The following is a 14,067-nucleotide window of genomic DNA, read 5'->3' on the forward strand; positions in this document are numbered from 1 at the left end:
TCTCCAAGACATAAGTCTTGGGGACGAGATTGGTTTCGCGGTGCCACCCCTATTCGCCGATATCTCACGATACCAGCCTTTTCAGGTACGGCCATCACGCGATCGCTTATACCCTAGCTCTGTAACAGGAGCTCCTGTCGCACCATCCCTTATCCATAAGTTCCGATGCGCCGCTCGGAGGCTTGGTTCAATGAAGGGCTTCCAACTCCTTTTCAGCTTACCGGAGCTCTCTGTAGGGATTCCTGTTCATCTACTCTTCTCTTCATGGCGTTTATAATTTTGATCCATAGTATCATCAAAAAATTAAAAAGTAAACCGAAAACCGTCAACGCAATGAAAAGCCGATGCGAAGACAAATTTGTCCTGTTCTGTCAGATGGGCAGCAGCTTCACCGTAGCCTGCTTGCCGCTGACTTGTATGCCCGTCTCCTTCTTGCCTACCTCAGCCAGATCTTGCACGAGTCGCTCCAGCAGCTTGCGGGCGGCTTCGCCCTCCTTGCCTTGAATGCGAATAACGGGCTGGACAGCTTTGCCCGCTGCCAGCAGCTTATGCATTTGCGACAGCTTGGTATCATAATCATGCTCTTCGATATGTACGGACAAGCGGAATTCCTTTACTTTGATCGGACCGGCTGAAGCTTGCTGGCCCTTCTTCTCTTTCACAGCCTCCTGCTTCGCCTGCCCCCGGCTTACGAGTTTGCATGGCGGGGGACTGCTGAATAGGGAGGTACATACCAAATCGGCTTTGTGACTTTTCGCCAGCGCAAGGGCCTCATCCCTGGAGACGACTCCCAGATCTTCGCCGTTTAGGCCGGTCAGCTCCACTTCGCGCGCTTTTATCTTTTCATTCATCATTAACATGGATAGATCCCCCTATTGAAAGTAGGTGTTCGTTCATTCATTACTCTGCCTTTGCGTTCACATCATGGTGCATGAACCGAACAGAATGGGTTCGGTATTCCTGCTCTTCCGTGATTTCCAGACAGTTCAGCTGTTTACCGTACACGCACGCTCCATCAATACCGATTTTGTCCCCTTCTCCACAGAACCAAATCTGCTCCGAGTCGTGCAGGTTGACCGCTGGCGTATGCCCGAACACCACGGTTTTGTTGATGCCTGTAGGATAATTGAAGAATGGTTCCCGTATCCAGATGAAATCATGCTGAGGCTGCAACTTCCAGTCTTCAACACCCGGATTGATCCCTGCATGCACGAATATGTGAGTGTCTGTTTCATAGAAAAGTGCCAGCGTATCAAGAAAGGATAGATGATGCTCATACTCCTTCTTAATATAGGCTTTTCCTTCGTTATATCTGGCACGATCCATTTCACCCTCAAAAAAATCGGCGCCGCAGTAACTTTCAATCGTATGTCGAGCTCCATTGCGAATCCAGCGCGAGTTCGCTTCATCCGAATCAAGCAAAATGGCATCCAGCATCATCTGGTCATGATTTCCGCGAAGCGTAATCGCACCATCATCCCGCAGTTTCATCACTTGTTCAATGACATCCCTGCTTCTCAATCCGCGATCCACATAATCCCCGAGCAAGATCAGCTTGTCCTTAGCGGGATTGTACTGCACATCATACAGTAACTGATTGAACTCATCGTAGCAGCCATGAATGTCGCTAATCGCTAATATTCGAATTGCCGTTCCCTCCCTACGCTAATCATATAAAACGATATTTAGCCATCACGTCTCCCCAAGGGGCAATCCCGGCTTCTTTAAACCCGATTTGGGAATATAGCCTTTTTGCATGTACATTCTCGGATTTATAACAGAGCATAACATCGTTTGTTGTATCCGGCGAGTTCCGAATCTCCTCGAGAACCAAACGAATCGCAGGTTTGGCATAATGTAGTCCCTGAAACTTGCCGTCGATCATAAACCGGTAGATCCAGTAGTTATCATCGTGCGGGTGCAGGCCATACATCACAAATCCGATCATCTCTTCATCATGGTAGATCGCACGCGTTTTGAAGCCCTCCATGAATTGAGCTTCCGCTATCGAGTATAGATTGGGGGCAATCCACTTCTCCTGTTCAGGTCTCGGTTTAAGACGGATGCAATCCTCCCAATTGTCCTTATCTATGGCATGAAGTGTTATCAAATGCAAGACTCCTTCATATATGGTGTATGCCTTTATCCTAATCCAATGCCGACCATTTTTCACGGTATTAAATATGTAAATTCAAATAAGACGCTGCACGTTGCCATATTTAGAGCAAGATAATGAACGATTATAAGTATTTATTACATATTCCGATCATCTCTCAATGGATAAACTAGAAGTAACTTTATTTTACACGGAGGCGATATACATGCGGCAATTGAACCATAACTTCCAACCGAAAGGACAACTAACCATGAAACGAATGAGGGTTATGATATATGAAGAACATATTGAATATTGGAGTTTTGGCCCATGTTGATGCCGGTAAAACCACACTAACGGAGCAAATCCTGTTCAGATCCGGCATTATTGATCAAGCGGGCTCCGTTGACCAAGGCAATACCATCACGGATTCGCTGGAGATTGAGCGAAGACGGGGCATCACGATAAAATCCGCTGCCGTATCCTTCATGCTGGGCGATCTAAAAATCAATCTGATCGATACGCCGGGACATGCCGATTTCATCTCGGAGGTCGAGCATTCACTGAGTGTGCTGGATGGCGTCATTCTGGTGATTTCCGCGGTTGAGGGCGTACAGGCCCAGACGCGGGTGCTCATGCAGACGCTGAAAGAACAAGGGATTCCCACCCTTCTATTCATGAACAAGATCGATCGAATGGGCGCAAATTACCACAATGTCTATACCATGATACGAAATCTGCTGGATGAACATATTTGCGAGATGAACTCTGTATCTCATGAGGGCAGCGCAACCGTTCGGGTAGACGTGGCCGATCCCCATAACGCCGGATGGGTCGAAATGTTGGCACTGACCAATGACGATCTGCTGAACGACTATGCCCAGGATATTCCCATATCACACGAGCGGCTGCAGGAGGAATTACGCAGGCAAACCCAGCAAGGTAAAGCTTACCCTCTATTTGCAGGATCAGCAGCCAAAGGGATCGGCATCGAGCCGCTGCTTCATGCGCTTGGGGAGTTGTTCCCCGTTAATGACGCCTCGGAGCTTCAGCATGAATCGTTATCCGGCCTGGTGTTCAAAGTGATCAAACTCCCGAACGGAGAACGGAACGTATACCTCCGGCTGTTCGCCGGCAGTATCCAGGCGCGAGACGAGGTTACGGTGATAATGCAGAACGGAAACATCAACATGTTCAAGGTAAAACACCTCCATGCTCTGCACCATGGCAAATCCATGCCGGTGAATCAGATCGATGCCGGAGACATTGCGATTCTCATGACCGATGAACTCAAGGTGGGCGACGTCATCGGTGCTGTTTCCGACAGGATGAAGAGGGTCCACTTTCAGAAGCCGCCGATTCAAGTCCAGGTTTCGGCCAAGAATCCCGCGGAGGAGCATCAACTACACACGGCCTTAAGCGATCTCACCGAAGAGGATCCATTCCTGCAATATATCCAGGATATGAAAACCAAAGAAAACATCATCCACGTATTCGGTAAAGTCCAGCAGGAAATTCTGCTGGAAACGATCCAGCAGCAATACGGCATCGAAGCTGCATTTTCTGCTCCGCGGGTCATTTGTATCGAGAAGCCGGTTGCTATCGGAGAGGCTGTTGAATTTATTGGCGAATGTCCTTTTTATGCAACGGTTGGCTTACGGGTTGAGCCTGGCGAGAGAGGAACCGGAATTCAGTATCGTCTGGAAGTGGAACTGGGCTCTCTCCCCTTAGCCTTTCAGAAAGCGATTAAAGACACGGTGATTGAGGTGCTGCAGGAAGGTTTGTATGGATGGACCGTGACCGATATTATCGTGACGCTGACGCATACCGGTTACGCAAGTCCGGTGTCGACGGCAAAGGATTTTCGCAGTCTGACCCCGCTCGTCCTCATGTCTGCGCTGGGCAAAGCCGGAACGGAAGTCCACGAGCCTATCAATGTCATCCAATTCATTTTGCCGGAAACCAGTTTAAGCAAAGTGTTATCCAAGTTGGCAGCGCTAGAGGGGACCTATCAGGAACCAACATTCCACAACCATGCTGTCCACGTTCATGGTACCATCCCCGTGCGGACAACCGACTTGCTGAAAGCCGAAGTCCATTCCCTGACAAGCGGTGAGGGCATGCTCTCCGTTAAACCAGGAGGCTACGTGAAGGTGCAAGCCACCGTCCCTGTGAATAAACGGCGACAAGTCAACCCGCTGAACCGCGGTGAATATATGCTTTATTTGAACAAGATCATGTAAAGAACGTACGTGTCAATCCATAGCGGTGTCGAGAGATGATCTCGCCCGCTATTTTTTTGTTCGATCCGTTTTCCTTCTAAAGGATAGTCTCTGGCATTCAATGCTTCCGAACTGGAGGTATATACCGGGGATAAGGGCTGTAAAGCCGTTATCATGTGGTTGTTTACATTGAAAGCAATCAAAGACTACCGACTGCCATGACCTTTACGAAGCAGCTTGGGATATTGCGATGACGCATGTTTAACAACACCGCAATGGGCGCAAGCCGTAAGCTTAGGGTCCAGTCGTTCAAGAATCCTCCCGCTCCGAAGTGACTCTTCCATATCAGGCGTAAATTTCGCAATGGGTCTGCGGAGTTTGCCGAAGAATGCTGTGAACAGATCGCCTGCGAGAAGAATTTGGTCGTCAGGATGATAGAATACCACATGCCCCGGACTATGTCCCGGTGTATGATAAGGGATTAACCCGCCATACGTATGGTCCAAATCCAGGGATTTGGTTGGACTAGAGGAGATATCAGATATCCGGTCCGCTTCTAATGGGTGTACTACAATCGGAACTTGCAAGGTCCGAGTCAGGTTCGGCAGCATCCCCACATGATCCCCATGACTGTGCGTAAGCAGCACCCGTACTAAGGGCTTATTCTTGAAGCGGACGTTTAACGCTTGATACAACGAATTCCACATGGACGGTATCCCTGCGTCAACCAGCGTTAATCCGTCCCGATCTTCAACGATCCATACCATGACAGGCAATGGCCAATATACATATCCGCCCCACACGTGACGTGTCAGCTGCTTCCATCGCATTCCAACCATCTCCTTACAAAAGTTATAATATGCGCTCGCACTTTTATATACCAATTGGTATATAATGATCGAAAAAAATTACCTCAAAACACCCAAAGTAACTTCTATACTGTGTTTCAAAACAACCGGGGCGGGTTCTATTTTTACGACCACGAAAAGTCCAACCAATGCCAGCATTAGAAAGTGTGCCGTGGAATGAACGTCGATGGTCTGCGCAATGTCTCCCGCTTCCATTCCTTCGGTCAACGCGTTTGCCAGAAACTGTGATACCTTGTCCTGATACTCACGGCCTTTTAACGCGATTTGCTCATCATGTGCGGCAAGCTCCGTCATTGTGTTTACGAACAAGCAACCGCGCTTTATTCCACGGTCATCGCCCGATTCAACAATATCTCGAAATAATGCCTCAATCCCCTTGTACCCCGATCCATTAGCAGCAAGAATAGACTCGAGTTTCCGAAGAAACTGGTCCATATAAATGTCCAATACCTTCATAAATAACGCACGTTTATCTCCAAAAGCCATGTATAGGCTCGGCCGGCTAATCTCCATCCTGGTCGTTAAATCTGTAATGGAGGTCGCTTCGTAACCCTTTTCCCAAAATAACTCCAACGCATTGTTCAATGCTTTCTGCATATCGAATTCCCGCGGACGCGCCAACCACTCTCACCTCAGTTATGTACCAACTAGTATATAATCAATGTTACCCTCCTTGGATATTGATGTCAAGCGTCATGCTTAATGCTATCATCCATCCAGTATTCAGTTTTATATGCCAAGACCTTAGCCTCGAACTATCTTTCTTAGTCCAGTGCAACTCTTTTTGCCCCTTGTCACTTATTAAGTGATAGGAAAAAACGTTGCTCTAGACCCACCCCAACTCGGCTTGGTAATATAGTCAGGTACTATTTTTTGGGGCGTGCGGAAGGAGTCGGCTAGATTTGGAACAACAACGTTATCATGATTTAAAATTGGGTGAAAAAGGTGCCATCATCAGTATCATTGCATATATCTGTTTATCTGCAATCAAATTGTTGATAGGTTACACCGCGAACTCCGAGGCTCTGAGGGCGGACGGATTAAATAATGCTACAGATATCGTGGCGTCCATTGCTGTATTGATCGGACTGCGTTTATCGCAAAAACCTGCGGATCGGGATCATCCATACGGCCACTGGAAAGCGGAAACGGTAGCCTCCTTGATCGCCTCTTTTATTATGATGGCCGTCGGAATCCAAGTCCTGTTCGGGGCCGTTTCTTCCATGTTTGAAGGCAACCATGAATCGCCTGATCTTCTATCCGCGTGGACCGGTATTGGCTGCGCCATTGTGATGTACTTGGTCTACCGCTACAACAAGCGCCTGGCCACCAAAGTAAACAGTCAAGCCGTTATGGCAGCGGCCAAGGACAATCTTTCGGATGCCTGGGTCAGCATCGGTACGGTCGTGGGGATCATCGGCGCCCAATTTCATCTGCCATGGCTCGATCCGCTGACCGCCGTATTGGTAGGCTTCCTGATATGTAAAACCGCTTGGGATATATTCCGGGATGCCTCACATCATTTAACCGATGGCTTCGACGAGAACATTGTCAAAAGCTACAAAGAAACCGTAAAGCAAGTGGTTGGCGTTAAGGGAGTCAAGGACATCCGGGCAAGAAATTACGGCAGCAACACGGTTGTTGACATCGTCATCCTGGTCAGGTCGAATCTGGATATCCGGGTCGCACATGATATTTCAGACCAGGTGGAACATGAATTAAAAGAAACACACGGCGTTTATGACGTACATGTTCATATAGAACCGAATTAAGCCTCCACCATTACCAAGTTTCATAACTAATGAAGAAGGTCCGGCCACATTCCTATTGGCCGGACCTTTCTCTTTATTCCTTTCACTTATTGCTCCGCTATATGCTCTAGCAAATCCCCTGGCTGACAACCTAAAGCGCCGCATAATTTATCAATGACTTCTAACGAAACATATTCATTAGTATTAAGCTTCGCCATTGTAGCAGATGAAATCCCCGTCATTTTAAGTAAATCCTGCTTTTTAATTTCCCTGTCGATCAGCAATTTTTGAAAAGGTTTGTAACTAATCATATGATAATCCTTTCACACACAAAGCGAATTTTTCTTTAATTATATGAAAGTATGTTTCCTTAATCAAAAACATCTTCGATATATCTTGACTCGATTGTTCGATTTGTTAAAATAAAATTTAACAAGATGAATTTTACTTCGTAAAATTAAACGAATGGGGTGTTATTCAATTTTGTATAATTCTTTAGAAGTCTTACTAGATTCCCTGATTCGTACTCGAATCGAGTCTTTATATGGCGAGCTTATCAAAAACAACTCCACCTACAACCAGTTCTCATCCGAACGGAATCTATACTTTAAGCAGTTACATGAAGGAGTACCAGAGAATATACAGAAGACCCTATTCCTTTACGATGATGCAGACCTTTCTCTACGAGCTATTTTAGAACGTGAGATTTATTTGCAAGGTTTTAAGGACGCACTTCATCTGCATAACGAATTACATATATCATTAGATTGAGAGCCATTCGGCTCTTTTTTGCATTCGATTCTATTGTATCGTATCCTTTGTCATGATTTGTTTGAAGAACTGTTTTACAGCTTCGAAATTATATTCTTTAAAATATTCGGTATATTTGTCTATGTAATTTTTGAACTTCCTGATTCAACTTACTTATAAGCTCATAATCATATGTTTTAATGACTTTCATTTCACACCTCGAATATACAAATTCTTATCTACTCGTATTTGCGAATATTTCACTTAACGTCCCCGTTTTCTCACGACATCCCACCGCCTAACTGCCGCTTGCGGCAGTTAGGCGGTGGGATGTGTCCAGTGAATCTGCTCCCTCGAAATGCCTCTCCCAGACCAAGGGCGGCTTGCGGCCCTCAGCGTTGAATACATTGTTTCCGAAGTCGCCGCTTCTACGATTATACTCTCAAATCATAATAATGTTATTAGTTTCTCCGAGAAGCCTCGTAAACAAATTCTTAGCCCCGCAGGGTGAATATACTGTTACCAGATTGGAGTGCCGCCTTGATTAGCTTACCTGTATTATTTAGTATTATTTAGTATTTTTTAGTTTTAGTTAGTTTTCTTATTATTCTTCTCACACGTCTTTTTACTTGACTTATAAAACTCCAAATCTTAATTTTTGTTTTACCGAAAAAGAAATAGCTCGAATCATAGTTTAAAAAGGTTTTCTTACGCAACAAATTATATCTATAATTTAAATAATCTATAAATACCCTATCTTCATCATACGTAGCTTCATACCGAAGATCATTATTGATTCTATGATCATGAACCATATCTTCCTTATATCGCCAAGCAAAAGAGTCTAACCGAGGGTCTACAATGTGAGAATTATCATCTATTAATTTAATAATCACATTTAAGTCACTCTCTCTTATCCCTTCGTAACCATCACCAGGAAAAATGGATTCTGATATTGTTTTCATGATTGGTGCATAGACCTTTTCAAGCAATTCTTTGTTAGCATGATATCGCTTATCTTCTCGCTCTTTTTTAAATGTAATCCAATAAGTAAAAAAACCAGCTAAGGCAGCTGTTAAGATTATTTTGATTATCTCAAAAGTAATGTTAATATCGTTTTTCATTTGTTTGCAGTCCTTTCTGATAACGTTTCACTTATTCACGAACCTGAGAGTCTTAAGGTGAGCCTGCACCGGGTCGAAGACTTAGGCTCTCAGGTTGTTCCGCTTGAATCTACTTCTCGATATGCCTCACGCGGACCAAGGCGCGAGCTTGTCTTGGCCCGCAGCGTTGAATGCAACGTTATATGATATCACAGTCTTCCTCGAATTCACCCATAATTCACTTGTTTATATATTCTTTGTGTATCTATTAATTAATTCTTCATCGTTGAACTCCGTTCTATATCAACTCTTCAATTGTTAGGATTGTTCGAATATATGGACTTGAAATAAATACACTAATTCCTTCATCCTTTAAAAATTCGGTTTTTCTATGGGAACCAAACTTTCCTTTTTCAGTTAATCCTCGACTTCTTTCATTTCCTTACGATCTGGATGAATCACTATGTCTAACAAAGTGAATATATGTTTTCATATTTGCCCCAAGATAACATTCACTGGCTTAAGGGGAGCCCCGAGTTCGACGGACTTAGTCAGTGCAGGGTTGTCAGCTGATTCTTCTTCATCGAAAAGCTACTGGAGACCAAGGGCCGACAGGTCCGCCGCCTGAGTATAGAGTTATCTGAAGTTAATGTCTTCTTGAAGTACAAATTAAATAGCCAGTCTCTTAAAACTAGACTGGCTTTACTTTTAAAATAGTTTTAACTGTTTTGGATCATCTAAAGCGGCTTCTGATTCACTAATTAAATCTTCCCAAGGCCATTTTACCGTTAGATATTTCCTATAAAATAACAATTGTCTGTCAACGGCAATAATATCTTCATTCGCTTCATTAAATGCAATTACCAACCCTCTTCCGTCATTGTCAACTTGAATTTCCTCCAGTTTTGTAAGGATAGTACGCATATTAATCTTCTGAATTCTCGGCTGCCTCGAATGTGAAATTCTATAAATTTCGTCTAAATTCAAACCGTTAAGCAACTTTTCATCACTGGCATCAACTATTACTGCCATTGCATGCGCATAAATACCAGTTGAGTCTTTTCTTTTACGAATTCCAGATGAAACTGTACGTGCAAACTGTTGATACAATGCATTTAATTGCTCTGCATACTTCATAGCTGCAGACTCAAAAAAGTCCTTTTTATCAATAAAGATAGTAGACTTTTGCTCTTCAAGTATGTTAGCTTCATCAAGCAAAAATAGAATTAATTGTTGTAGTATACCTATATTTCCAAAACAAGAATCAACAAGTTGATTTTTTATTTCGGTTGATAGTTCAACCTTTAAAACGTTGCTTCCCTTGTTAATAACAGATAATAAATCCTCCGTTGACCAATATACAGATAATTCCGTAATTCTTCCAGATAAATCTTGATTTAAATACGTCAACATATTACTTTGTGACCAGACACCTATAATTACCACAAAACAACCATAATCCCATAAGGTCTTTAAGTCAAAAGCAAATAATTTCCGTTGCTCAATTGATAGATAGTGAAAATCTTCAATAATTAATTTTCTTTCTGATTGTATGATTAACTTAGATATAAATCGTAGATCATTAATATCTTGTCCAACTGTCCTATGTTTTTTATCCTCTGAAAGTTCACTTTCGATGCCTGCTTTTATCCCAATTTTGGCTAATAGAGCAGTGCCAAAGCTAGTGTCGGCCTCTATTCGCCCCTTTATCTTTGTTCCAGTAGATTGCTCTACTGTTAATTTTATCCCCAATTGGGATAGGGCATCAATATATATATCTATAACTGATTTACCATATCTACACTGAACAACTAATCCATTCATAATATTTTTTTGTCTAAACCAAGACTTTCCACATTTTGATTCCCCACGTAGGGCTATGTGTGTAGGTCGTTTAAGATACTTTTGCACCTCAATATCTAAATTACCACGGTCAATATACGAATAACTAAGTATTTTATTTGACATTCCAAATACTTCATGGCTTAGAAGTTTATGCATATGTATTTCCTTTCCCTTAACTAATAAAGACCACTATGATAATACCATATATTAACATAGAATTGGGTTAATTACTTTACTTTGTTGTAAACATTAATTTCCCATAACGTTCCCGTATTCACGCGTCCGACGCAGCCGTATGTAACCAGCTGCCCAACTTCCCAGCTAACAGCATCTGCCGAACCGCGGCCGAATGGCTCGAATTGAAAATACTATGTTACCAGAAGTTCATATTCTCCCTGAATTTCTGTATACCGTACGAATTTAAAAGAAATTTTAGTTATAGCATTTCACATATCCAATTCATCAACTGTTGCCATATTGTACTTTTTATTATTAATGGACCACTCTATGATTAACTCCTCTGACAAACTTATTGGATGTGTTTTCTTAATGTGCTTTAGATAGTGAGTTCTTTCATCTTCGGGTAGTATCTGACATGCAATTAACATGGCTCTACGACTCCACGGATCTAAAGCCGAGTATAGTTCTTTAAGTTCCCTTATCCATGTAGAAGCTCCAGCTTCATGGGCGGCAAGAATAATCTTTCTTTTAGCTTCTGGTGAAGAAGACTTATATAAAGAAAGCAATTTTTTTAGATGATTTAGATCAGAATTGCAAGCAAATAAGTTCAAGATAAGCTCATCCTCAAGCATTGTTACTACCTGAGCCCCTAATGTTAAAAAGTCATCTTCAAAGTTTCTACTTGCTGTAATTAAGTAATGACAAACATCACTAATAGCTGGAATTAATCTATTAATATTTTCTATTGTATATTCAATACCACCTGGTGCACCTAATCATCTAATTTTTTTATAATCTGGCTCAATTACATTTAGATATTTTTCTAAAACTTCATTGATGTTATAATCAGCAAACAACTCCTGATCCTCTGAGTCGAGTTGTCTAAAATCTATTCCTTTATAGGAACCAGTAGTATACTTTTTTAAAACCTTAATCATTTGATCCTCATTTTCATTTAACGGATTATCATTTAGCATATTTTCGCAAATTCGAGTGAATGTTTCCGATTTAATGATAACGGTTTTTTGCTTTTGTAATACAAGCATTTGTTGTTTATCCAATATTTCAGCCATCTGATAAACAGTAATTTGTGCTTCTTTTTCATCGTCGCAAAATACATAAATATCATCTGCATAGCGACAAAAGTCAATTCCTTTTATAGATAAACTATCGTCTTTTGGAATTAAGGTCATTTCAGCAAGCAAATGTGAAGAATGTGGTCTATAGGTATACCTCTAGATACAGTTTTTGTGATATCCTCCAGCAAACGCATGATAAATTTAATTATTGAGTTTGGTAAATCTGATTATAGAAATATCTGATATATATTATTACCTTCTCCTTAAGATCGTTAAAGACATTTATTTCTTTGGGGCTTGGAAATAGATCTGTATCTTTTTCTAATTGCAGATGGTTAATAGCCCATTTTATGGATTCTTCTTTAAGCTTCACAGTACTTCCCCTTTCACCTCTTGACTATGAATATATAAATGCTTTTTTATGATATTGCTTTTTTATGACTTTCATATAACGTTCCCGTATTCACGACGTCCCACTACCTTAAGGCACCGATGATGCCGGCCGAGATGCAGTTAGGTGGTGCGGGTGTGTACGGCTGATTCCGCTTCCTCTCTACTGAAATTGGTGTCCGGCTGCTTCTGCTTCCCCGAAATCCCTTCTGCCGGACCGTGGGTGTATGCCCGATCCGTGAATATAATGTTATATGATGTCGAGCTCATCCTGAGTTTCATTCAATCTTCTCTAAATCACTAAAGAGGTCGTTAATATTTGATAATGCAAAAACTTTAGTATTATATTTCTTATCTAGATTTAATCGCTTAATTCTTTTCATTTGATCACGATCTGTAAGTATGTAATCACAATACGGAAGTAGTGTTGATAAGTTTGAAATATCTGTTGGATCTCCAATTTCAAGTGATTTTCTTTTAGAAGTGAATAAATCCGCCACCATACAAGCATTGATATCTACATAAGGTAATTGCTTGTAGTCATTTGATTGTAAAAACTCTAAGTAGCCTGATAAACCACTTTCTTGTTCGCTATTCCAAAGGGACAAAGGTCCATCTAACATATGTAAAACTTGGTTATTTTCAATTTCACTCAAGGGAATGTTATTATCCATTTTGTATTTATACATGTTTATTAAATACAATGTAGCAGCAAAGTGTCCGTTCAACTCATCATTTATTTGTGGAGTGAATTGTTAATTCTCATAGAACTTATCTTTAACCGATTGCAATTCCTCAATATTCTTTTGTTTTACTGCCTTTCTTGTGACTATTTCTAATTGAGTTGGCTCTATTACAACAGAAAAAATAAAACCTTTATTATTTTTGAGGTTAGTTACTGGATCTTCACGGAATGCGTCTATGTATGTTATCTCTATGTCCTTCGATTTACCATGTGATTTTATTGCTTTAATAAGTTGACTCTCTTTAATTTCATTGTTCGAAAGAAAACTAATCCCGAGTGACAAATTTATAAACCTTTTAATTACTTCACTAACCTCCTCCTCTATCTCTTCTTCTTGTTCACCTAATGGACAAATGAGTTTTCCTTGACTCACTTTTTCTTGAACAATATCGTATAACCTTTTTATTCTTGGATCTTCTGTTTTCCCTTTCATCGCCTTATAAACTTCTATAACGGCGAGAGTATCTAGCCAAATAATTGGAATGCTTGATTTGGTGATGAATGCCCCCAAGTAAGTCACCTTCATTTCTATGTTTTCAACTCGATTTCATATAACGATCTCGCATCTACGACGCGACCGGGCCTTAGATAGTCTTATCTTAGGCCGGGTCGTGAGTTGTCAGAATATTCTTCATCGTAAAATCGTCCAACAAGCAATGAGCGAAAGCCCCGCAGCGTAGATGCATTGTTAAGTGATGTTACTGCCTATCTTGTGATTCCTGCAATACATACTTTTGTTATTCAATCTTTTATTTTCTCAATTCGTACGTAAGGGCGGTCGGCTAATCTCCCAGAAGGGAGGTAATGCCATGGAGGTCAAAGATGTCCTTTCCTTAATGTCCATGTTCGGCATGTTCATTTTGGCATTGCTCACCTACATGAAAAAGAAATAGACCGCCCTCGCTATGAAGTGCTCCCTGTCAAGTAGACAGACTAAAAAAGCAAAATCATTAGCATTCAATATCCCTTCGGTTATCAAGACTGAGGGGATTATTTTTCTTAGTTAAGCTGCTCGTCGATATTCGTTAGGGGATAAGC

17 protein-coding genes, 1 pseudogene and 1 other annotated feature are annotated in these 14,067 nt (G+C 41.7%); of the genes and pseudogenes, 4 read left to right on the forward strand and 14 right to left on the reverse strand.

The genetic code is table 11. The features are described 5' to 3' along the window. Positions 1-16 precede the first annotated feature (16 nt). Positions 17-275 (reverse strand) — a binding site (T-box leader). A gap of 96 nt (positions 276-371) precedes the next feature. From infC to ACPV3A_RS30490, 3 genes are read right to left on the reverse strand one after another with little or no spacing between them, the layout of a single operon-like run. Then, positions 372-860, reverse strand: a complete 489-nt coding sequence (gene infC, locus ACPV3A_RS30480) for a translation initiation factor IF-3 (RefSeq protein ID WP_426203384.1) — start codon at positions 858-860, stop codon at positions 372-374. A 40-nt stretch (positions 861-900) separates the two neighbouring features. Further along, complete coding sequence (locus tag ACPV3A_RS30485) at positions 901-1,647, reverse strand: metallophosphoesterase family protein (RefSeq protein ID WP_426203409.1); 747 nt, start codon at positions 1,645-1,647, stop codon at positions 901-903. Positions 1,648-1,669: 22 nt separating this feature from the next. Next, positions 1,670-2,110, reverse strand: a complete 441-nt coding sequence (locus tag ACPV3A_RS30490) for a GNAT family N-acetyltransferase (protein WP_220685636.1) — start codon at positions 2,108-2,110, stop codon at positions 1,670-1,672. Between the two features lie 281 nt (positions 2,111-2,391). Here ACPV3A_RS30490 and ACPV3A_RS30495 point away from each other — a divergent pair, with 281 nt between their 5' ends. Continuing rightward, the gene (locus ACPV3A_RS30495) at positions 2,392-4,338 is read left to right on the forward strand and encodes a GTP-binding protein (protein WP_426203388.1); all 1,947 of its coding nucleotides are present in this window, start codon (positions 2,392-2,394) and stop codon (positions 4,336-4,338) included. Positions 4,339-4,523: 185 nt separating this feature from the next. Here the strand turns inward: ACPV3A_RS30495 and ACPV3A_RS30500 are convergent, their stop codons facing one another. Continuing rightward, positions 4,524-5,147 carry an MBL fold metallo-hydrolase gene (locus tag ACPV3A_RS30500; protein WP_426203390.1) on the reverse strand — a complete coding sequence of 208 codons (624 nt, stop codon included), beginning with the start codon at positions 5,145-5,147 and terminating at the stop codon, positions 4,524-4,526. A 78-nt stretch (positions 5,148-5,225) separates the two neighbouring features. Continuing rightward, positions 5,226-5,783 (reverse strand): TetR/AcrR family transcriptional regulator, encoded by a 558-nt coding sequence (locus ACPV3A_RS30505; protein ID WP_426203393.1) that lies wholly within the window; start codon positions 5,781-5,783, stop codon positions 5,226-5,228. Positions 5,784-6,088: 305 nt separating this feature from the next. Between ACPV3A_RS30505 and ACPV3A_RS30510 the strand changes: the two genes are divergently transcribed. Then, a complete protein-coding gene (locus ACPV3A_RS30510) occupies positions 6,089-6,958 on the forward strand; it encodes a cation diffusion facilitator family transporter (protein ID WP_426203395.1) in 870 nt (289 codons plus the stop codon). An 86-nt stretch (positions 6,959-7,044) separates the two neighbouring features. On the opposite strand, the gene ACPV3A_RS30515 is transcribed toward ACPV3A_RS30510, so the two are convergent. Beyond that, positions 7,045-7,248 carry a helix-turn-helix domain-containing protein gene (locus ACPV3A_RS30515; protein ID WP_326107947.1) on the reverse strand — a complete coding sequence of 68 codons (204 nt, stop codon included), beginning with the start codon at positions 7,246-7,248 and terminating at the stop codon, positions 7,045-7,047. 172 nt (positions 7,249-7,420) lie between these two features. Here ACPV3A_RS30515 and ACPV3A_RS30520 point away from each other — a divergent pair, with 172 nt between their 5' ends. Beyond that, positions 7,421-7,708 carry a hypothetical protein gene (locus tag ACPV3A_RS30520; protein ID WP_426203398.1) on the forward strand — a complete coding sequence of 96 codons (288 nt, stop codon included), beginning with the start codon at positions 7,421-7,423 and terminating at the stop codon, positions 7,706-7,708. A 551-nt stretch (positions 7,709-8,259) separates the two neighbouring features. Here the strand turns inward: ACPV3A_RS30520 and ACPV3A_RS30525 are convergent. The 8 genes and pseudogenes from ACPV3A_RS30525 to ACPV3A_RS30560 form a co-directional block, all read right to left on the reverse strand. Beyond that, positions 8,260-8,811 carry a hypothetical protein gene (locus tag ACPV3A_RS30525; protein ID WP_426203400.1) on the reverse strand — a complete coding sequence of 184 codons (552 nt, stop codon included), beginning with the start codon at positions 8,809-8,811 and terminating at the stop codon, positions 8,260-8,262. Between the two features lie 286 nt (positions 8,812-9,097). Further along, positions 9,098-9,283, reverse strand: a pseudogene (locus ACPV3A_RS30530) (histidine phosphatase family protein); the annotation flags it as partial. A gap of 215 nt (positions 9,284-9,498) precedes the next feature. Then, a complete protein-coding gene (locus ACPV3A_RS30535; RefSeq protein ID WP_426203401.1) occupies positions 9,499-10,791 on the reverse strand; it encodes a hypothetical protein in 1,293 nt (430 codons plus the stop codon). A 290-nt stretch (positions 10,792-11,081) separates the two neighbouring features. After that, on the reverse strand, positions 11,082-11,426 hold the full coding sequence (locus ACPV3A_RS30540) for a hypothetical protein (RefSeq protein ID WP_426203402.1): 345 nt from the start codon (positions 11,424-11,426) through the stop codon (positions 11,082-11,084). A gap of 165 nt (positions 11,427-11,591) precedes the next feature. After that, positions 11,592-12,008 carry a hypothetical protein gene (locus ACPV3A_RS30545; protein ID WP_426203404.1) on the reverse strand — a complete coding sequence of 139 codons (417 nt, stop codon included), beginning with the start codon at positions 12,006-12,008 and terminating at the stop codon, positions 11,592-11,594. A 399-nt stretch (positions 12,009-12,407) separates the two neighbouring features. Continuing rightward, complete coding sequence (locus tag ACPV3A_RS30550; protein WP_426203405.1) at positions 12,408-12,566, reverse strand: hypothetical protein; 159 nt, start codon at positions 12,564-12,566, stop codon at positions 12,408-12,410. Next, positions 12,563-12,940, reverse strand: a complete 378-nt coding sequence (locus tag ACPV3A_RS30555; protein ID WP_426203406.1) for a hypothetical protein — start codon at positions 12,938-12,940, stop codon at positions 12,563-12,565. The genes ACPV3A_RS30550 and ACPV3A_RS30555 overlap by 4 nt, the downstream gene beginning before the upstream one ends. A 99-nt stretch (positions 12,941-13,039) precedes the next feature. Next, the gene (locus tag ACPV3A_RS30560) at positions 13,040-13,540 is read right to left on the reverse strand and encodes a hypothetical protein (RefSeq protein WP_426203407.1); all 501 of its coding nucleotides are present in this window, start codon (positions 13,538-13,540) and stop codon (positions 13,040-13,042) included. Positions 13,541-13,871: 331 nt separating this feature from the next. Between ACPV3A_RS30560 and ACPV3A_RS30565 the strand changes: the two genes are divergently transcribed. Next, complete coding sequence (locus ACPV3A_RS30565; RefSeq protein ID WP_229716897.1) at positions 13,872-13,922, forward strand: putative holin-like toxin; 51 nt, start codon at positions 13,872-13,874, stop codon at positions 13,920-13,922. Positions 13,923-14,067 lie beyond the last annotated feature (145 nt).

Source organism: Paenibacillus sp. Dod16, assembly GCF_049893405.1.
In the GTDB taxonomy this organism is placed as follows: Bacteria; Bacillota; Bacilli; order Paenibacillales; family Paenibacillaceae; genus Paenibacillus_AQ.

Excerpts from the sequence above, each read along its gene's own strand:
- ACPV3A_RS30525 (WP_426203400.1), bottom strand. The coding sequence starts at position 8,811 with ATGAAAAACGATATTAACATTACTTTTGAGATAATCAAAATAATCTTA.
- ACPV3A_RS30495 (WP_426203388.1), top strand. The coding sequence starts at position 2,392 with ATGAAGAACATATTGAATATTGGAGTTTTGGCCCATGTTGATGCCGGT.
- ACPV3A_RS30550 (WP_426203405.1), bottom strand. The coding sequence starts at position 12,566 with ATGAAACTCAGGATGAGCTCGACATCATATAACATTATATTCACGGAT.
- ACPV3A_RS30535 (WP_426203401.1), bottom strand. The coding sequence starts at position 10,791 with ATGCATAAACTTCTAAGCCATGAAGTATTTGGAATGTCAAATAAAATA.
- ACPV3A_RS30500 (WP_426203390.1), bottom strand. The coding sequence starts at position 5,147 with ATGCGATGGAAGCAGCTGACACGTCACGTGTGGGGCGGATATGTATAT.
- ACPV3A_RS30545 (WP_426203404.1), bottom strand. The coding sequence starts at position 12,008 with ATGACCTTAATTCCAAAAGACGATAGTTTATCTATAAAAGGAATTGAC.
- infC (WP_426203384.1), bottom strand. The coding sequence starts at position 860 with ATGTTAATGATGAATGAAAAGATAAAAGCGCGCGAAGTGGAGCTGACC.
- ACPV3A_RS30515 (WP_326107947.1), bottom strand. The coding sequence starts at position 7,248 with ATGATTAGTTACAAACCTTTTCAAAAATTGCTGATCGACAGGGAAATT.
- ACPV3A_RS30505 (WP_426203393.1), bottom strand. The coding sequence starts at position 5,783 with ATGCAGAAAGCATTGAACAATGCGTTGGAGTTATTTTGGGAAAAGGGT.